This window comes from Dyadobacter ginsengisoli DSM 21015 (genome assembly GCF_059568735.1).
On record NZ_JCANTY010000003.1, the window covers coordinates 711987 to 731528 of the forward strand.

Annotated in this window: 13 protein-coding genes; 9 read left to right on the forward strand and 4 right to left on the reverse strand. The window is 51.3% G+C overall.

What is annotated here, in order from left to right; all coding sequences use genetic code 11:
• Nucleotides 1–59 precede the first annotated feature (59 nt).
• The 4 genes from BP71_RS13635 to BP71_RS13650 all read right to left on the reverse strand — a co-directional run bounded on the left by BP71_RS13635 (nucleotide 60) and on the right by BP71_RS13650 (nucleotide 7900).
• Nucleotides 60–1499 carry a sulfatase family protein gene (locus BP71_RS13635; RefSeq protein WP_496380035.1) on the reverse strand — a complete coding sequence of 480 codons (1440 nt, stop codon included), beginning with the start codon at nucleotides 1497–1499 and terminating at the stop codon, nucleotides 60–62.
• Nucleotides 1500–1581: 82 nt separating this feature from the next.
• A complete protein-coding gene (locus BP71_RS13640; RefSeq protein ID WP_496380037.1) occupies nucleotides 1582–3177 on the reverse strand; it encodes a RagB/SusD family nutrient uptake outer membrane protein in 1596 nt (531 codons plus the stop codon).
• 7 nt (nucleotides 3178–3184) lie between these two features.
• Nucleotides 3185–6280, reverse strand: a complete 3096-nt coding sequence (locus BP71_RS13645; protein ID WP_496380039.1) for a SusC/RagA family TonB-linked outer membrane protein — start codon at nucleotides 6278–6280, stop codon at nucleotides 3185–3187.
• Between the two features lie 405 nt (nucleotides 6281–6685).
• The gene (locus BP71_RS13650; protein ID WP_496380041.1) at nucleotides 6686–7900 is read right to left on the reverse strand and encodes a sterol desaturase family protein; all 1215 of its coding nucleotides are present in this window, start codon (nucleotides 7898–7900) and stop codon (nucleotides 6686–6688) included.
• Between the two features lie 186 nt (nucleotides 7901–8086).
• On the opposite strand from BP71_RS13650, the gene BP71_RS13655 reads away from it, so the two are divergent.
• The 9 genes from BP71_RS13655 (at nucleotide 8087) to BP71_RS13695 (ending at nucleotide 19524) form a co-directional block, all read left to right on the forward strand.
• Nucleotides 8087–9145: a LacI family DNA-binding transcriptional regulator gene (locus tag BP71_RS13655; RefSeq protein ID WP_496380043.1), complete on the forward strand. Its 1059-nt coding sequence runs from the start codon at nucleotides 8087–8089 to the stop codon at nucleotides 9143–9145.
• 185 nt (nucleotides 9146–9330) lie between these two features.
• Nucleotides 9331–10350, forward strand: a complete 1020-nt coding sequence (locus BP71_RS13660; protein WP_496380044.1) for a Gfo/Idh/MocA family protein — start codon at nucleotides 9331–9333, stop codon at nucleotides 10348–10350.
• Nucleotides 10351–10383: 33 nt separating this feature from the next.
• Nucleotides 10384–11775 carry a DegT/DnrJ/EryC1/StrS family aminotransferase gene (locus BP71_RS13665; protein WP_496380046.1) on the forward strand — a complete coding sequence of 464 codons (1392 nt, stop codon included), beginning with the start codon at nucleotides 10384–10386 and terminating at the stop codon, nucleotides 11773–11775.
• Nucleotides 11772–13139 carry a neutral/alkaline non-lysosomal ceramidase N-terminal domain-containing protein gene (locus tag BP71_RS13670; RefSeq protein ID WP_496380048.1) on the forward strand — a complete coding sequence of 456 codons (1368 nt, stop codon included), beginning with the start codon at nucleotides 11772–11774 and terminating at the stop codon, nucleotides 13137–13139. The genes BP71_RS13665 and BP71_RS13670 overlap by 4 nt, the downstream gene beginning before the upstream one ends.
• A gap of 23 nt (nucleotides 13140–13162) precedes the next feature.
• Nucleotides 13163–14479, forward strand: coding sequence for a hypothetical protein (locus BP71_RS13675; protein WP_496380049.1), 1317 nt, complete (start codon nucleotides 13163–13165; stop codon nucleotides 14477–14479).
• Between the two features lie 29 nt (nucleotides 14480–14508).
• The gene (locus BP71_RS13680) at nucleotides 14509–15906 is read left to right on the forward strand and encodes a Gfo/Idh/MocA family protein (protein ID WP_496380051.1); all 1398 of its coding nucleotides are present in this window, start codon (nucleotides 14509–14511) and stop codon (nucleotides 15904–15906) included.
• Nucleotides 15907–15966: 60 nt separating this feature from the next.
• Entirely contained in the window at nucleotides 15967–17289 is a 1323-nt protein-coding gene (locus BP71_RS13685; protein ID WP_496380053.1) for a sugar MFS transporter, read from the forward strand.
• A gap of 257 nt (nucleotides 17290–17546) precedes the next feature.
• The gene (nagA, locus tag BP71_RS13690; protein WP_496380055.1) at nucleotides 17547–18746 is read left to right on the forward strand and encodes an N-acetylglucosamine-6-phosphate deacetylase; all 1200 of its coding nucleotides are present in this window, start codon (nucleotides 17547–17549) and stop codon (nucleotides 18744–18746) included.
• A 1-nt stretch (nucleotide 18747) separates the two neighbouring features.
• Complete coding sequence (locus tag BP71_RS13695; RefSeq protein ID WP_496380057.1) at nucleotides 18748–19524, forward strand: glucosamine-6-phosphate deaminase; 777 nt, start codon at nucleotides 18748–18750, stop codon at nucleotides 19522–19524.
• Nucleotides 19525–19542 lie beyond the last annotated feature (18 nt).

Below are 19542 nucleotides of genomic sequence, written 5' to 3' on the forward strand. Positions count from 1 at the left end.
CCGAGGGTTACAAATATTTTCAGCAGCAATACTTCCATTACTGCTGAAAATACTATCCGCTATTTTTTAACGGCCCGCCCGATCTCCCGAACGTTTTTCCCTGTCTTCTGCTGCAAATCATCCCCCATATCTTCCCGTGCCGCATCGGCAATTTTTTCGAGTTCGGCTACGATTTCCGGGTTTTGTTCCAGCACGTCGTAGCGCTCGCTTGGGTCGCGGGCGAGGTTGTATAATGCTTTGGGAAACTGATGGTCTTCCGGCGCCGGGCCAGGTTGACCGTTTTTGCCGGGCAACGAGCCTTCATAGGTGCGGCCCGGATGTGCGAATATGAGTTTCCAATTACCTTTACGGACGGCTTCCAGGTTGTTTTTGCGATAGTAGTACAGGAAACTTTCGCGTGGGGTCTGGCTTTCGTCGCCTTTGAGCAATGCGGTGAAATCGAGGCCGTCGATCTTTTCTTTGGGCAGTTTGGCACCCGTTAGTTTGGCAATCGTGGGCAGCACGTCGAGGTTGGAGAGCAGCTTGTTCGACACGCGTCCTGCGGGTACTACGCCCGGCCAGCGGATAATGCATGGCTCGCGCTGGCCACCTTCGAATGAGGTTCCTTTACCTTCCCTGAAACCGCCGGCTGATCCTGCATGGTCGCCGTAGTTGAGCCAGGGGCCATTATCGCTCGTAAAAATGACGAGGGTATTGTTGTCCAGTCCCTGTGCTTTCAGCTCTTTCATGATCTCCCCTACCGACCAGTCGAGTTCCATCATCACATCACCGAAAATACCACGCTGACTTTTGCCGCGGAATTTCGCGGATGCGGCCAAAGGCACGTGCGGCAGCGGGTGCGGTACGTACAGGAAGAATGGCTTGTTTTTATTTCTTTTGATAAATGAAATAGCCTTTTCAGTAATCACCGGCGTCAGTTCGCTGGCATCTTCGAGGTTCTTGATCTCTTTCACCTGCTTGTTGCCGTCGATCCAGTGCAATGGCGGGTATTTGGCGCGCTCCTGCCATGGATGCAGCGGCCACATGTCGTGCGAGTAAGGCACGCCGTAATATTCATCGAAGCCCTGTTGCAACGGCAAAAATGCTTCGTCGCTGCCCAAATGCCATTTCCCGAAAATACCGGTCGCGTAGCCTTGTGCTTTCACAAGTTCCGCAATCGTTTCTTCCTTAGGATTCAACCCAACACCCGCATTTGGCCCAAATGCCCCTGAAATACCCAAACGGTTGGGATAACAACCTGTAAGCAATGCGGCACGCGATGCGCTGCACACGGCCTGGGCCGCCATGAAATTGGTAAAACGCGTGCCTTCCGCCGCCATTTTGTCCAGATTGGGGGTCTTGTAGCCCAATGCGCCGTTGACGGATAAGTCGCCATAACCAAGGTCGTCGATGAAGAACAGGACGATGTTGGGTGTTTTTGCCGCCGGTTTTTCGGATTGGAAGGCCATCAACAGGCAAATGCCCATCGATACCAGCAACACAGAAAGTACTCGAAACATATCTAAAAGTTGGTTAAGGTAAATGATAGCGTCGCGATGGCGCCAGCGTTCCGCCGGCGCCATCGCGCTATTCCAAAAGTAATTACCAATTCGGATTTTGTTTCAGATTAGGATTCAAATCCCGTTCCTTTTGCGGGATGGGCCACAAATAATGACGGCTCGCATCAAACACACGGTCGGACGAGGCAGCCTGCACTGTAATCAGTTTACCGTCGGCCTCCGGGTAAGTAATGCCGAATACCGGCCCGTTCATCACCTGCTCCCCGATTTTCCAGCGACGGATATCGAATATCCGCTGCCCTTCAAATGCCAGTTCCACAGTCCGCTCGCGGCGCACGATCTCGCGCAATGCAGCCTGTGTGCCTGTTGCTACCGAAGGCTGTTTCACGTCCGAACGCCCGTTCCGTACCTGATTAATGGCAGCCAGCACGCTCGCGTCAATTTGCCCCAGCTCGATTTTCGCCTCGGCATAAGTCAGCAATACTTCCGCGTAACGGAGCAGGATGATGTTGATCCCGCTGTTGGTCGGGTTCGCAAAATCTTCGGTATTGATATACTTTTTAATGTTAAAACCCGTGGTAGAAGCAATGTAAGTACTCCCGATCGCATCGGCAGTTCCGCTCGTCGGGCGCGGCTGGAAGGTAATGCCGCTGGGCAATGCATCGCCTTCGAGGAAAACGGAAAATTTCAGACGCGAATCACGGTTCGCGTAAGGTTTCGCAGGATCGTAACCACTCGAAGGATCGGTGATTTTCTTACCAGCCAGCGTTTCGTAAGTATCTACCAATGTTTTTGTAGGAACATAAGTACTCTGCGCATTCTTCTGGCTGTAAGGTGCGAGCAAGTTGAAGACATTGTTTTGAGACACATCTTTCAAATACTGTTTGTCCATCAAAACCTCCTTATTGTTCTCCGCCGCATAGCTGAACAGTTTTTCATAGGAATCATACAAACCATACACCCCCAGCTTGATCACCTGATCGGCTGCGTCGGCGGATTTCTGGTAACGGCCCGCATACAGGTCTGCACGGGCGAGCAGGCCCAAAGCGGCACCTTTGGTAAAGCGTCCTTTGTCCGCAGCACCATAAGTAGCCGGCAGCAACGCCGCAGCTTCGGTCAGCTCTTTTTCCACAAAATTCCAGATTTCCTCCACCGGCGTGTTCGTCAGCGCGCGGCCTTCATCGATGCTGATCGACGACGTTACCAACGGCACCGGACCGAATAATCCGGCCAGTTTCAGATAATGATAGGCCCGCAATGCTTTCGCTTCGCCTTTCAGCTGATTAAGCAATGCGGTGTTGGTGCTAGGCACCTTATCGACGTTTTCCAGGAAATAATTCACGCCCCGGATGCCGCGGTAAGCACGTTTCCATTCATCATAAATCACAGAGCTCGTGGCGTCGTAGCTCCCTGCCTCAATGTAGGCGGCCACGTTGAAGCTCTGGTTAGTATGCGCCAGATCGGTAATGCCGTCCCAGGTAACGGCCGTCGTACTGTCAAGATCCGTGTAAAGTGAGTTGACGGCCAGTTTGGCATCATTCTCCGTTTTCCAGAACAAATCTTCCGAAAGGCGGTCGTTAGGCACAGTTTCGAGCAGGCCCGAGTCGCAGGAAGCCAGACTGAGCGTCAAAACAGCGATCCCTGCGTAAATGGTATGTTTGAATGTATTTGTTTTCATAAATGGGTCATAATGAGAGGTTCAAACCAAATGTGTACAAGGCCGTCTGCGGGAAATACACGGCACGGCCTGACGGAACTTCGGGGTCGAGGTTCCAGTCATTCAGCTTCGAGAATGTAAGCAGGTTGGTCGCCGAGGTATAAACCCGAATGCGGCTCACATGCAGCTTGTTCACGATTTCGGAAGGAATGTTGTAGGCCAGCTGCACGTTTTTCAGGCGCAGGTAAGAGCCGTCGATCACGAGCCGGTCCGAAGTAGCGACATTGCGCAGGTCAAACTTCACCGGGCGTGGGAAACGGGCACCGGTATTCTCGGGCGTCCAGTAATCGTTGGTATAAATCTCGTGGGTAAAACCTTCCTGGTTACCCATTTCGGCCAATGCTCCGGCCAGACGCGCATCCACTTTCGCTGCTCCCTGGAACAGAATGCTCAGGTCAAAACCTTTGTATGAAAAGTCGCCGTTCAGTCCGAATGTATATTTCGGGAACGAGTTACCGATTGCGGTCATATCGTCGGCGTTGATCTTGCCGTCACCATTGCGGTCCACATATTTCACATCGCCCGGCTTGGTATTGGCAATATAAGTCGCTTTGTATTCACTGATTTCCTGCTGGGTTTGGAACAATCCGTCGGTCTGGTACCCCCACAGCGTGTTGATCGGCAGCCCTTTGGCAATAATGTAGCGAGGGTCAATGTCAGAACCGGTAATGTACGGCCCGGTGCCTTTCAAATCCACGACTTTATTTTCATTAATACTCAAATTACCTCCCAGGCTGTACCGGAAACCCGACGAGCTGGCTGCGCCGCGGTAATTCAGGCTGAACTCCCATCCTTTGTTTTCCACCGAACCTGCATTCTGCGGCGGGGCTTTCAAACCGATCGTGGCCGGAATGTCGAGGTTCAGGAGAATGTCGTCGGTTAATTTGCGGTAGTAATCGGCGGTCAGGGTCAGGCGCTTGTTGAGGAATGCCGCGTCGAGACCGAGGTCAAGCTGCGTGGTCGATTCCCAGCCGAGGCCCGTGTTCGCCAAAGTCGTAGGGCGGTAACCCTGCACCGGCACGCCGCCGAAGCTGTAACCCAGGGAAGTCAATGCAGAATAATAGCTGTACAGATCCACCGACTGGTTTCCGGTGATACCCCACGAACCGCGGACTTTCAGATCATTCACAGCCTTTTCAAGCCCCTGCCAGAAGTTTTCTTTTGAAATACGCCATCCCGCCGAGAAAGAAGGGAACACGCTGTATTGCTTCGAACCGGTGAACTTGGAAGAACCGTCGTAACGGGCATTGGCTTCGAAAAGGTATTTTTCTTTATAATCATAATTTACCCGACCAAAGAAGGATCGCAAGCCATATTCTGCGTCATTTCCGCTGTTGCTCTTCGTGCCGTCATTTGCACCCTGACCAATCGAACCAATATCATTATTATAGAACCGCTCCCGGTAAGCAGAAAGGAAAGTTTGCGTATTCCCGATCTGCGAATAGCCTACCAATGCTTTCAAACCGTGATCACCGAAGCTTTTTTCGTAAGTCAGCAAGTTGTTGAGCGTGTATTCGCGCAACGTGTTGCGAACCTCGGTCAGCGAGTTGATCGCGACGGTTTTGGTGATGTTCGTATTCTTATCGGTGTTCGTGTAGGCGTTGGTATAATTTTTCTGATTGGTAAATGTTCCGCGGCCTGCGATCTGGGTCGAGAAGGTAAGGCCTTCTGCAATGTCGAAATCGGCTTTTACGTATCCTGCCAGGTAATCGGTCACCTGTCGCGATTGCCCGCCGATCTCATTAAACATCAATGGATTATTACCCTGCGTACTCAAACCGTAAGTACCGTCCGGGTATTTGGGAACCGCCCACAACGTACCGTGGAAGAAGTTATTCAGTGGCTGGGGGTTGTTGCCGGTGTTGTTGACCGTCGGGTTCAATGCACGGGCATAGCGGTAATTGATATCGCCGCTCACGCGCAAACGTTTGGAAACAGTATAGTCCGTGTTGAGGCGGAATTCGCCTATTTTATTGGAATAACCGTCAATGACACCTTTCTGATCCTGAAAACGGGCACTCAGCCTCGTCCGGATCACATCCGTGCCGCCGGCCACCGAAATGGTATGGTTCTGCTGGGGCGCCGAGCGAAGCATGGTCTCGAACCAGGTGTTCGGCATCGGGTATTTCTCCCGGTCGGTCGCATTCACGTACGCTTGTATGGACTCCTCCGTGAAGCGCGCCGGCACAGCCAGGCCCGCATTCGTGTACGCAGCCACCTGCTCGCGCATGTAAGCCTCTATACCCATCATTTTGGGCACATTATTGGATTTTTGAATGGCGTAATAACCGTGGTAATCGACTTGTACCTTGCCGCCTTTCGCACGTTTGGTGGTGACGAGCACGACCCCGTTCGTCGCACGTGAACCGTAAATGGCCGTGGAAGAGGCATCTTTCAAAACGGAGATGGATTCAATATCGTCCGGGTTAATGTCGCTCAAACGCTGCTCGATCCCGTCGACGATGACCAATGCATCGTTTTTACCCAGATCATATCCGCTCGTGCTGCTGCCATTGATATTGAATGTGGTAATACCCCGAACCCGGATATTGGTATTCGATTTACCCGGCGAGCCGCCCTGGTCGAGCACGGTTACACCCGGCATAAGCCCTTGCATTGACTGCTGAATATTCGATACAGGCCGTTTGGTAATCGCTTCCCCACTGATCTGCGACACGGAGTTGGTCATCGCATTGCGCTTCTGCGTACCATAACCGACCACCACGACTTCCTCCAACTGCTTCGTATCGGCAGCGAGTCTGATGTCGATCGTCGTGCGGCCCTTCACGGCCACTTCCTGGGTAACGTACCCGATTCCGGAGAAAACAAGGGTACCGTCGGACGGTGCATTGATTTCGAATTTCCCGTCCACATCGGTGGTGGTACCGGTAAGCGTGTTTTTAACAAGAATGTTGACGCCCGGCAAGGAGCCATTATCGGCAGCGGACGTGACGGTGCCCTTCACCGCGATGGTCTGGGCGTAGGCGCTGAGGCCAAAGAGCAGGAATGCCACAAGTAGCCGACCTCTGCTCACGAGAGAGTTTTTGGATAGATTTTGGAACATAGTATTAGTAAAAATGGGGCTGGGTTCTGGTAATCAGTGCATACAGCTGCGTTAAGCCATTCTTGACAACCGACCAGCGACCGCAAGAATGTTAGAACAATGGATCGCCGGATCGGCGGGTCGCGGATCGCCGGATCGTGACTGAAATCCTTAAAAGGAGAACACGTCGGGAAATAGTGCCGGCTAGCGGCGACAACAGCAAAAAGGGAATGTTTGGGAAAGGTTCATGGGGTAATTCGGGTTGTGGTTGTCAATGGGCTAGAAATACACTATAAATCCTATTAAATAAATAGGCAAAGTAAAATACAGAATTCTCAACAAGCAATCTGAGTTAACTTATTCTTAACAAATATGTCAAATATTAATATTTACTTATATTATTCATACAAAAAATCCAACAAAAGATTATCCCTGCCTGCCGTAGATCGTTTGAAGATATTGCCTCTGTAATGTCGAGAAATACAACACACCTCCTATGAGCGCCGCCCAAATCAGAAATAGCAATGTAGGATGCGGGAAATAGTGATAAGCCGTGATGAAGATCAATGCCCCGCGGGCAAATTCCAGGTAAAAAACCCAGCGGCGCTGTTCCATAATGGCCCCGCAGTTGATCAGCGTCACAAAAATGACCAGCGCGACCATGATTTGCAGGAAGGTTTCTTCCTGGTGTTCGAATAGCAGCAGAAAGAAGAGCGTGATTACGGTAATGGTGAACTGCACAAGCACGTACCTGCGGAACTTTTGCGATCGTACCCGCACTTTGTTTTTGGATAAAAAACGTTTCTCCACAATGCGCCGGACGGCCGGATCGAAATCGGACGGGCTCCCGAAAATAACCCTCAGCTTGGCCAGAATACCTTTTTTCTGTTGTGCGGAATACCATATTTCTACGAGGAAATGGAAATGCTGCCAGAGGAAACTGTAACTGTCGAGCTGCTTGGTGAGGCCGTAAACCGGTTCCTCTTTTTCCTCAGCGAAGGTTCCGAATAGCTTGTCCCAGATGATGAACATATCGCCGAAATTCTTGTCGAGGTACGCCTCGTTGCTCGCGTGGTGAACCCGGTGGTGCGAGGGCGTTACGAGGATGTATTCGAGAAAACCCAGCTTGCCGATCACCTGCGTGTGTGTAAAGAACGGATAGAGCCCGTGGACTATGAGCATGGTCGTGATCATCGGAGCGGGGAAGCCGATCAGCGGCAGCACCGACCAGAAGGCAGTCCTGACCACCGCCTGAAAGACCGTAATGCGCGTCCCGGCTGTATAATTGAACTCCTCGCTGGTATGGTGCACGACATGGAAACCCCAGAAGAGATTGATCTTGTGGCCCATCCGGTGATACGAGTACCAGACGAAATCGGTCGCGAGGATGAGCGCGATCCAGACCAGCAGGCCCGGCCGGATCTCAAACAGCCCGTAGTTTTTTTGCAGATAATCGTAAAAAAAGAAGAACGAACCGGCCGTAAACATGTCGATAAGCCGCTCTGCGACACCGACATTCATATTAGCAATGGAGCTGCTGAAATTGAACAACTGCCGCCCAAGACGCCTCGAAACCCAATATTCGATCCCGATCAGCAAAAGGAACAATGGAACGGCCAATGCCATGTAGTTCAGCGCCATAAGCGATTCTTTTACTATATTTAATTAATAGATTATATATACAAATATTGGATACGCGATTGTATTTGCCAAAAATTTGAGCGAAAACCGTTAAATAAAATCTAAAACCCTTTTATTCGTGGTTTTACAACGCAGGCACGTCCGCTTGCAGGATTTAGCTACTGATACCAAACCGCCCTTTTCCGGATGGAAAAAGAAAATATCTATTACGGGGTGAAAGAAATCGCCCGTCGTGCTAACGTCTCCATTGCAACCGTCGACCGCGTGTTACATAACCGGTCGGGCGTTTCGGAAAAGACCAAGAAGAAGATCAACGACATTATCAAGGAGCTGGATTACCAGCCTAATATCCTCGCCAGTCGGCTTGCTTCGAAGAAAATCATCTCGCTGGCCGTGCTGCTCCCGCGTGTTTCGGAGGAAACGGATTTCTGGGAAGCCCCTATGAAAGGCATTACCCGCGCCGATTCGGAGATCAAAAAATATGGCGTACAGGTCACGACTTTCTATTTCGACCTCAACGATCCGGCCTCATTCAACGGGCAGGCTGCCGCCATTCTCGATGGTAATTTTAAAGGTGTGCTGCTCGCGCCTTCCTTTATAGAAGAGTCCCGGAAGTTCATCCGTACCTGCCGGGAGAAAAAAATACCCTTCGTTTTCATAGATTCCGATCTGCCGGATGAAGATAACCTTTGCTACATCGGCCCGCATTTGTTTCAGAGCGGTTATGTAGGTGCCAAGCTGTCGACCTACCGATTGAAAGAGAAGCACAAAGTGGCCGTAGTGAACATTTCCAAAGAGACCGATAGCTACAATTACCTGCAAATCGAAGAAGGCTTTCGTTCCTATTTTAAAGACCATAACCTGCCGATCGAGATCGTCCGGATCGATATCAAAGACACCGACACCCTTTCCGTCACCCGCGACCTTACCCGCGCACTACACGAACACGATGATATTGAAGCAATTTTCGTCACCAACTCCCGCGTATTCTCCGTCGCCGCATTCCTCGAAAAAAGTAGGCGCACCGACATTTCGCTGATTGGTTATGATTACTTAAAAGAAAATATCGCCTACCTAAACAAGGAGGTCATCGATTTCCTGATCTGCCACAAACCCGAAGAGCAAGGTTATCGAGGGTTGATGGCACTTTACCAGACGCTCGTCCTCGGCGCGCCGGTAGAAAAGACGCATTTCATGCCGATTGACATTGTGACGAAGGAAAACCAGGCGTTTTATCAGAACTGATTTGTATCAAATGTTGCTCTGACACCAAAAAGCAGCATTTAATAATCAGATTCTTTTTCAAATCGAAATTTTTTGTAAACAATAACGCGGATTACTTGTAAATTAAAATATGTGTGTATATTTACGGGTACGTACCCGAAATCAAAATCGGATCGACTATTCCTGAACTCTTTTCCCCTTGTTTTATGCATTCGCTTAGTAGACGAAAGTTTATTCTCCAATCCGCAGCGACCGGTGTCGGTCTGGGTTTAATAGATTATTTGCCTGCACTGGCGCGGCCTGCGCTGGCCAAACCAGCCGATGGCAAAAGAGTCGGGATTATCGGGCTCGATACTTCACATGCCATCGCATTTACCAAAGCTTTGAATGCCGAGCAACCTAACGCGGTTTACGACGGTTACAAAGTGGTGGCCGCGTACCCCTACGGCAGCAAGGATATCGAATCAAGTACCAAGCGCATTCCCGGTTATATTGAAGAAGTAAAGAAAATGGGCGTCGAGATCGTCGGCTCCATTAAGGAACTGCTGGGCAAAACGGATGTCATACTACTTGAAACCAACGACGGCAGGCTCCATTTAGAGCAGGCGCTGGAAGTTTTCAAGGCGGGTAAACGGATGTTTATCGACAAACCGATTGCCGCTTCCCTTTCCGATACATTGAAGATTTACGAAGCTTCTAAAAAATACAACATCCCGATCTTCACGGCCTCGTCGCTCCGCTACATTAAAGGCATCGAAAGTATTGATAAGAAAAAGGTACTGGGCGCGGATACGTATAGCCCTGCCGTTCTTGAAAAAACACACCCGGATTTCTTCTGGTATGGTATCCACGGTGTCGAAACGCTCTATACGGTAATGGGCACGGGCTGCAAAAGCGTAACCCGAGTAAACACACCGAATACCGACATTGTGGTCGGCATTTGGGGCGACGGACGCACGGGCACGTTCCGCGGCACACGTACCGGCAAGCATGACTACGGCGGCACGGTTTTCACCGAGGATGGCAACAAAGTTCTAGGCCCTTATGGTGGTTATGAGCCGCTTTTAGTCGATATTATCAAGTATTTCAAAACCGGTGAAGTGCCGGTGACACCCGAAGAGACGATCGAAATTTTCGCTTTCATGGAAGCAGCCGATGAAAGCAAGCGCCAGGGCGGCAAGAGCGTGACGCTGGAAAGCGTGCTCAGCAAGGCGGGCAAAAAATAGGTTCCTGAAATCCAACCCAAAACCGATTGTTCCATGAAAGCATTCAGTTCCAAATTGTCGCGAAGAACGTTTCTCAAACAGAATTCAATGGCAGGGCTGGGTGTGGCCCTCGCTTCCTCATCGGTAGCAGCGCTGCCGGTGATCGGCTCGAAGGCCGCGCAAGTGCCGGCGATACTGGGCGGGGCTCCGGCCTGGGCGGCGGACAAATGGCCGATCTGGCCGCAATGGAACCCGGCAACGGATGAAAAACAGGTACTGGAAGTATTACGGAGCGGAATCTGGTCGCGGGCGGAAGTGGTGACGCAATTTGAAAAGGAATGGGCGGCTGCTTTGGGTGCGAAAAGGTGCCTGGCGGTTGTAAATGGCACAAACGCGCTGGTAACGGCCATTCATCAGCTCGGTATCGGGGCTGGCGATGAGGTGCTGGTGCCACCTTATACCTTCATTGCGTCGGTTTCTTCTATTCTTTCCAATGGCGCGATGCCGGTTTTTGTGGACATTGATGCGGAAACTTTCCAGATCGATCCCGCGAAAATCGAAGCTAAAATCACGCCGCGAACCAAGGCGATTCTGGCAGTGCATATTCTGGGGTTGCCCGTGGATATGGACCCGATTATGGTCCTTGCGAAAAAGCATAAGTTACTCGTGATCGAGGATGCTTGCCAGGCGCATTTGGCGGAATACGACAAAAAGAAAGTCGGTACGATCGGCGACGCGGGCTGTTTCAGTTTTCAAAATTCCAAAAACCTGCCCATTGGCGAAGGCGGGGCTATTGTGAGCAACAACGACCATTTTATTGACCTTTGTTTCTCCTACACCAACTTCGGCAACCCTTATGGCAGCGCGGTGGGCGCCGTCAGCACCGGGGCTGTGATGCAGGGCACTAAACTGCGGTTTTCGGAATACCAGGCGGCCATTGGCATTGCACAACTGAAACGCCTCGACGCCCAGACAACGACACGCAACGAAAATGCCGCGTACCTGAAATCACAGATCAAGGACATTCCGGGCATTGTTCCTTACAAATTATACGACAAAGTCACGCGCGGCGCGTTCCATTTGTTCCCTTTCCGCTATCAAAAGGATGGTTTCAAAGGTTTGCCAAGAGAGGCATTTTTAAAAGCATTGAAAGCGGAGGGCGTCCCCTGTTCGAGCGGGTATGCCACTTTAAATACACAACCCTATTTGAAAGACACCTTCGAATCGGAGAACTACAAGCGGATGTATTCGAAGGAAATACTGGACATTAACCGCTACAATGAAGCGAACAAATGCCCGGTCAACGATAAGGTTTGCAACGAAGAAGCCGTTTGGTTTACCCAAAATATGCTCCTCGGCACGAAGGACGATATGAAGTCCATTGCTTCGGCGATCGAGAAAATCCACCACAACGTCGACAAGATCAAAACTTTGGGACAGAAATGAGGATAGCTTTTGCATGGTCTTTGCTGCTTTTGTCCTTCCTCCCCGCACATGCGCAGGGCTGGAAAGCGGGCGTAGCCAAAGTGGCGATTACCCCGGCCGAGCCGATGTGGATGGCCGGTTTTGCTTCGCGCACGCATGCGTCCGAGGGCAAACTGCATGATCTTTGGGCAAAAGCATTGGCGATTCAGGATGCGAATGGTAAACAGGCCGTACTGATCACGACCGATCTGTTGGGTTTTCCCAAAGCAATGTCGGACGATATTCGTGCCAAAATCAATACGCGATACAAGCTGTCGAAAGCGCAAATTATCCTTAATAGCTCGCACACGCATTCTGGGCCGGTACTTGGCGCGGCATTGTCGGATATTTATCCTTTGAATGAAGGGGAACAAAAAAAGATCGACCAATATTCTGCTAAGCTCATTGAACAGATCGTGACGCTGACCGGCGATGCATTGAAGGCATTGCAGCCGGCGACGATCGAAGCGAAAAACGGCGTGACGCGCTTTCAGGTGAATCGGAGGAATAATGATGCGGCGACATTGGAAAGATTAACGGAAATCACCGGTCCCGGCGATCCTGCCGTGCCCGTACTGAAAGTCTCCGATGCAAAAGGTAAAATCATCGCTATTGCATTTGGTTATGCCTGCCACCCTACTGTTCTCGACGGCCTTCGATGGTCGGGGGACTATCCCGGCTGGGCGCAGATCGAGCTTGAAAAGCTGTATCCGGGCGCTACCGCATTGTTTTTTCAGGGCGCGGGAGCCGATCAGAACCCATTGCCACGGCACACGGTTCCGCTGGCCATTCAATATGGAAAAACACTTGCAGCGGCTGTGGAGCGTGTTTTGAGCGAAGAAATGAAGCCATTGGAACCACAGCTTGCTACGGCATATAGTGAAATTAACCTTTCCCTGACCACCGCTCCTACCCGCCAGCAACTTTCGGCAATGGCCGAAAAAGCAACCGGTTTCCAGCAGAAGTGGGCCAAACGGATGATCGCGCAGATCGACCAGGGCAAACCTTTTCAAACTTCCTACCCATTTCCATTGCAGGTGTGGAAGCTCGGCGACCGGGCCATTATGACTTTGGGCGGTGAGTTGGTCGTCGATTATGCGATTAATCTCAAAAAAATATTCGGTCAGGACACATTTGTAATGGGGTATTCCAATGATGTGATGACTTATATACCAAGCACGACCATTCTCCGCGAGGGTGGCTATGAAGGCGAAGTCGCGGCGATTGTGTACGGGCTGCCTGCAACCTGGGCATCCGATGTCGAAATAGAAATATTGAATGCGATGGTTCAACTCGCCAAACAGGCCGGGGTTGTCAAGCCGGAATCGCGGGTTATCAAGAATTAGCATTAATCAACATCAGCATTACCGTGAACAGTATCGATTATTCCATTGCTTTTGAAGCATTAACCGATCCGCAACCCTTGATTGCCAGGCATTATTATTCGGGCTTTTCGCGCGCGCATGACACCTACAACGCGCTGTCGGCCGCGAGCGACGGGAAGATTTACTACCTCCTGTCGTCGGACAACCATGAGATCGGCGGGCAGATGTTTGTGTACGATCCGGCAACCGACAGCACCCAACACCTCGCCGACCTGACCGACATTTGCGGTGAAACGCATTTAAAAGCCATTCCGCAAGGCAAAAGCCACGTCCGCTTTTACGAAAGAAACGGAAAGCTCTATTTTTCAACGCACGTTGGCTATTACCAGCTCATCGACGGCATGGATCGCCTTCCCGAGCAAGCACCGGAAGGTTACGCATTGTACCCCGGCGGGCATTTCCTTTCCTACGACCTGCAAACGGGCGCATTCGAGGACCTTGCATTGGTACCCAATGGCGAAGGCATGGTATCGATGACCATGGACCGCGACCGGGGGCATTTGTACGGCATTAGCTGGCCTTACGGCAACTTTATTCATTACGATACGGAGCAAAAAACCCTCAAAAACCTCGGCCCAATTTCCCACAAAGGGGAAGCAGGCACGCCGGGTTCTGATTTCCGGTCGCTTTGCCGCTCGCTGTTTGTGGATGCGGAGTTAGGCGATGTTTATTTCTCGGTGGCGGACGGTGATATTTTTACTTATAACCCTGAAACCCAAATCCTGCACAAACTCGAAAACGTAGACCTGCGCCTTGATTACTTCGGCAAATACGACCCGACCCGGCCTGGCAGCATGTGCTACAACTGGCGGAAGATTTTCTGGCATCCCAAAGAACAAGTGGCTTATGGTGTGCACGGCAATTCGGGTTACCTTTTCAGGTTTGATCCGCGAGCCGAGAAAATAGAGCTGGTCGAGCGCATTACTTCGGAGCCTTCCAGGAAAAGCGGCTTGTTCGATCAGTTCAGTTATGGTTATCTTGGCTTTCAGCTCGGGCCAGATGGGGAAACGATTTATTACCTAACCGGCGGTCCGATTTACGAGCATGGCAAGCGTGTGAAAGGGGCCAACACCATCGCCAAAGGCGCGGCGAAAGGGCTGGAAAACCTGCATTTGATTACCTACCATTTACCTACTAATACCTATAAAGACCACGGGGCGATTTTTTACGAAGACGGTGAGCGCCCGACTTATGTCAATTCCATTGCGGTAGGCGCCGACGGAGCAGTTTACACCCTCGCCCGCTTCGAGCATGAAGGAAAGATCATTCAAGACCTCGTCAAGATCCCGAACCCATTTTAATACTAAACCAGACATTAACTTTTTTCTTCATGGAAACTTCAAATCAAAATAACCAACCTGGCGGCCATAGTGGCAGCGACCATAATGGAAACAACCGCCGTGAATTTCTCAAAAAATCACTGGCCGGAAGCGCATTGCTGACTTTTGGCGGCGTATTGCCTGGTTTTAGTCCGAAAAGTTATGCCAAAATCATCGGTGCGAATGAAAAGGTACGCATAGGCATGATGGGCGTGAACAGCCGTGGGCTAGCGCTGGCGACGAACTATGCATTGCAGCCGAATTGCGAAGTAATATCTATTTCGGATGTCGATACCCGAGCCGCCGAGAAATGCATCGGCATCGTGACCGACACCCAAAAATCAAAACCCGCTAACATCCCCGACTTCCGCAAGGCGCTCGAAAACAAGGACCTGGACGCGCTGGTCGTGGCCGCGCCCGATCACTGGCATGCCCCGGCGGCCATTCTGGCTTCCAAAGCTGGCAAGCACGTGTACCTCGAAAAACCATGCAGCCACAACCCGCACGAAGGCGAATTACTGGTGGCGGTGGCTAAAAAATACAAGAATGTAATCCAGATGGGCAACCAGCGCCGTTCCTGGCCGAATGTGGCTGCTGGTATCAAGGAAGTGCATGACGGTGCCATTGGTCGGCCTTACTTTGCGAAGGGCTGGTATACCAATAACCGCGCTTCCATCGGCATCGGTAAAGAAACGGCTGTGCCCTCCTGGCTCGATTATGAATTGTGGCAGGGCCCCGCACCGCGCCGTGCATTCAAGGATAACCTCGTGCATTACAACTGGCACTGGTTCTGGAACTGGGGTACCGGCGAGGCGCTCAACAACGGCACCCACATGCTCGACCTCATGCGCTGGGGCCTGCAAGTCGATTTCCCGACCCGCGTAACATCCTCGGGAGGCCGTTTCCGCTACAAAGACGATTGGGAAACGCCCGATACGCAAGTCATCAACCTCGAATTTGCAAACAATACCGCCATGACCTGGGAAGGCCGCAGCTGCAATGGTCGGACGATCGAAGGCAGCAGCGTGGGAGTTGTTTTCTATGGTGAAAAAGGCTCGCTGCAAATCGGTGAAGGCAATAACTATAAGATTTACGACCTCGATAACAAGCTGGTAAAGGAGATAAAGAACGACCTGGTCATCGATCCGCGCAATAAAATGAACCCGTCGCAGAGCCTCGATGCATTTCACATCCAGAATTTCTTTGATGGTATCAAGAAAGGTGCGCCCCTGGCGGCTGAGATCGTGGGCGGGCACCAGAGTACGTTGCTCGCGCAGTTGGGTAATATCGCCATCCGTTCCGGAGAAACGCTGAATATCGATCCGAGCAATGGGCACATCAAAGGCAGCAAAGCCGCCGAGAGATTCTGGAAGCGCGAGTACCAGAAAGGCTGGGAGCCGACCATATAAGCCGTATCACCATAACCCAGGGTTTAAACCCTGGGTTCACAGCCAAACACTGAAAGCTCAATGAAAAGCGAAGCCATTGCCATCAAAGTACAAGACCTGACGAAGCGGGAAACGATGATCTCGATCTTCCTGATCGGGCTGATGTTCTTTATTTTCGGTTTTGTGTCGTGGGTCAATTCCATTTTGATCCCCTATTTCAAAATCGCCTGTGAACTCACCAGCTTTCAGGCTTACCTCGTCGCGTTTGCATTTTACATTGCCTATTTCGTGATGTCGGTGCCTTCGTCGTACCTTTTAAAAGCAGTCGGTTTCAAAAAAGGGATGATGATCGGGTTCTGGGCGATGGCTTTGGGGGCGTTTATTTTCGTGCCGGCTGCTTTGTCACGCACGTACGAGATCTTCCTCGCCGGCCTATTCACTATCGGCATCGGGCTTGCAATCCTGCAAACGGCTGCTAATCCATACATTACCATCCTCGGAGCCAAGGAACGTGCGGCGCAACGGATCAGTATTATGGGTATTTGTAACAAAGCTGCCGGGATACTGTCCCCAATTGTATTCGCAGCGGTGATCCTGAAACCCACCGACACAGACCTTTTCGCCCAGCTAAGCTCCATGACGGACGTGGAACGCAGCGCTGCCCTGGACGAACTGATCAGGCGGGTGATCAACCCGTACATTGGCCTTGGAATCTTTTTGTTCACATTGGGGATCCTCGTTTTCAAATCCCCGCTCCCCGAAATCGACACCGAGCATGAAAGCCAGGAAATAGCCTCTGCCAATGCAGGTAAGAAAAGCATTTTCGACTTCCCACACCTCATCCTGGGAGCGCTGGCGATATTCCTGCACGTAGGCACGCAGGTGATCGCGATCGATACCATTATCGGTTATGCCAATTCCATGGGTATTGATTTGCTGGAAGCGAAGGTCTTTCCCTCCTACACGCTTTTCTGCACCATTTGCGGGTATTTGATCGGGATTACGGTTATTCCAAAATTCATCAGCCAGGTAAATGCGCTGCGGATCTGCACGGTGCTCGGGACGATTTTTACACTATTAATCATCTTCACGCACGGTCAGGTAACCTTCCTGGGCCACACCACCGACATTTCCATCTGGTTCGTAGTGCTGCTCGGACTGGCCAACTCGCTCGTATGGGCGGGCATCTGGCCGCTGGCGCTAGATGATCTGGGGCGTTTTACCAAGCTAGGTGCGTCGGTGATGATCATGGGGCTTTGCGGAAATGCGATTATGCCCCTTTTCTATGGACATTTCGCGGATGTTGTGAATGTGAGAGAGGCTTATTGGGTGTTGTTACCTTGTTATTTGTATCTGGTTTTTTATGCGGTGAAGGGGCATAAGTTTCGGAAGTGGGGTTTTTAGGGGAGGAAGGGAGGATGGAGGAAGGGATCATTAGAAGTTGGATATGAAAAATATCAGTCTGAGCGCACGGGGCCACTCGGCGGTCGAAGACAGTCTGAGAATTGTCACCCTGAGAGATGTCAGCCTGAGCGTAGTCGAAGGCAGTCCTTACCGAGAAATGTAAGTGGCATCGTGCATGCGCTTCGACCGCCGGGCGGCCCCGTTCGCTCAGCGTGACAGTGCGGCCAATTTGGCAACATCAAACATTAAAAACAAGCATGAAAGTAAAAATCATAAACGGAACCATCATTACCCCGTACCGCTACATCCGGAATGGGACGGTTTTGGTTGAAGATGGAATCATCATCGGAATTGACACGCGGGATGTGGACTTTCCGGGGGCGGAGGTTATTGATGCGGGTGGACATTATGTAGCTCCCGGCTTTATCGACCTGCATATTCATGGCGGTGGCGGGCATGATTTCATGGACGGAAGCGTGGAGGCGTTTCTGAAAATCGCGGAAACCCATGCGCAGTATGGCACCACGGCGATGGTTCCTACTACATTGACGGCTGAAAAAGAGGATTTACTCGAAACGCTGGATTTCTATGAAAAGGCGAATGCGACCAACTTCAACGGCGCACAGTTTCTGGGAATGCATTTGGAAGGCCCCTATTTCGCATTGAGCCAGCGCGGCGCGCAGGACCCGCGTTATATCCGCAATCCCGATCCCGCAGAATATGAGGAAGTGTTGGCATATTCCTCTTCCATTACCCGTTGGAGCGCTGCGCCGGAGCTGCCGGGGGCTATTGATTTTGGGAAAAGATTAAAACAAAAAGGCATTCTGGCGGCCGTGGCGCATACGGATGCCATTTATGAAGACGTGCTGGAAGCCTACGAAAATGGCTACACACTCGCGACGCATTTGTACTCGGCCATGTCGGGCGTGACGCGCAGGAATGCATTCCGGTACGCGGGGACGATTGAAAGCGCCTTTTTGCTCGATATGGATGTCGAGATCATCGCCGATGGCGTGCATTTGCCCGCGCCGCTTTTGAAACTCATTTACAAAATCAAAGGCCCCGACCGCATTGCATTGATCACCGACGCCATGCGTGCTGCGGGTATGCCGGAGGGCGAAAGCACGCTTGGTTCGCTCAAAAACGGGTTAAAGGTGATCGTCGAAGATGGCGTGGCCAAGCTGCCCGACCGTACTTCGTTTGCCGGAAGCATTTCCACGGCCGACAGGCTGGTGCGCACGATGGTCAATATGGCCGATGTGTCGCTGCTCGATGCGGTGCGGATGGCGAGCGCCACGCCTGCACGCATTATGGGCGTACACGACCGCAAGGGCACATTAGTGGCGAGCAAGGATGCCGATATCGTCATTTTCGACGCCGACATTTGCGTTCAGAGGACCATGATTAAAGGAAAAACAGTTTACCATAACGCTATACAAAATTTAACTACCACATAAAATGAAAGTTGACCAGCTTGAAATAAAGATCTTCGAAACGCGCCAGGAAATGGGCGAAAACGCGGCCAAAGCCGTTGCCGACAAGATCCGCGAGATTCAGGATACCAAGGAATTTGTGAATATCATTTTCGCTTCCGCTCCCTCACAGAATGAATTTCTGGCCGCATTGAAAGAGGAAGCGGGCATTCAATGGGAGAAGATCAATGCATTTCATATGGACGAGTACATCGGCATCGCTGCCGATGCGCCGCAGAATTTCGGTTATTTCCTGAAAGTACGGCTGTTCGATCATGTGCCTGTGCGTTCTGTTTCGTACCTCGACGGTAACGCTACCGATCCGCAGGAAGAATGCGACCATTATGCGAAACTGCTCCGCGAGAACCCGATCGATATCGTTTGTCTGGGTATCGGAGAGAATGGACATTTGGCATTCAACGACCCGCATGTGGCGTTTTTCGATGATCCATTGGAAGTGAAAGTGGTGGAGCTCGACGATGCCTGCCGCCAGCAACAGGTGAACGACGAATGCTTCGATGCCTTCGGCGAAGTACCGCAAACGGCATTGACCCTCACCATTCCAACTTTGATGAAGGCCAAATATGCCTTCTGTATCGTGCCGGGCGAGAAAAAGGCGCAGGCGATTTACCATACCGTGGCCGAGGACATTCAGGAAGCATTCCCGTCGACAATCCTGCGCACGCACCCGAATGCGATCCTTTTCATCGACAAGGCAAGTTCAGGGAAACTCAAAGAAATTTCGTCATACTCGCAGGCATAGTTCCGCACCGGAGCTATC

Bases quoted from the DNA above. Each gene is read 5' to 3' on its own strand.
- nagA (WP_496380055.1), top strand. From the start codon at position 17,547: ATGAAAGTAAAAATCATAAACGGAACCATCATTACCCCGTACCGCTAC.
- BP71_RS13665 (WP_496380046.1), top strand. From the start codon at position 10,384: ATGAAAGCATTCAGTTCCAAATTGTCGCGAAGAACGTTTCTCAAACAG.
- BP71_RS13635 (WP_496380035.1), bottom strand. From the start codon at position 1,499: ATGTTTCGAGTACTTTCTGTGTTGCTGGTATCGATGGGCATTTGCCTG.
- BP71_RS13695 (WP_496380057.1), top strand. From the start codon at position 18,748: ATGAAAGTTGACCAGCTTGAAATAAAGATCTTCGAAACGCGCCAGGAA.
- BP71_RS13670 (WP_496380048.1), top strand. From the start codon at position 11,772: ATGAGGATAGCTTTTGCATGGTCTTTGCTGCTTTTGTCCTTCCTCCCC.
- BP71_RS13685 (WP_496380053.1), top strand. From the start codon at position 15,967: ATGAAAAGCGAAGCCATTGCCATCAAAGTACAAGACCTGACGAAGCGG.
- BP71_RS13640 (WP_496380037.1), bottom strand. From the start codon at position 3,177: ATGAAAACAAATACATTCAAACATACCATTTACGCAGGGATCGCTGTT.
- BP71_RS13645 (WP_496380039.1), bottom strand. From the start codon at position 6,280: ATGTTCCAAAATCTATCCAAAAACTCTCTCGTGAGCAGAGGTCGGCTA.
- BP71_RS13660 (WP_496380044.1), top strand. From the start codon at position 9,331: ATGCATTCGCTTAGTAGACGAAAGTTTATTCTCCAATCCGCAGCGACC.
- BP71_RS13655 (WP_496380043.1), top strand. From the start codon at position 8,087: ATGGAAAAAGAAAATATCTATTACGGGGTGAAAGAAATCGCCCGTCGT.
- BP71_RS13680 (WP_496380051.1), top strand. From the start codon at position 14,509: ATGGAAACTTCAAATCAAAATAACCAACCTGGCGGCCATAGTGGCAGC.
- BP71_RS13650 (WP_496380041.1), bottom strand. From the start codon at position 7,900: ATGGCGCTGAACTACATGGCATTGGCCGTTCCATTGTTCCTTTTGCTG.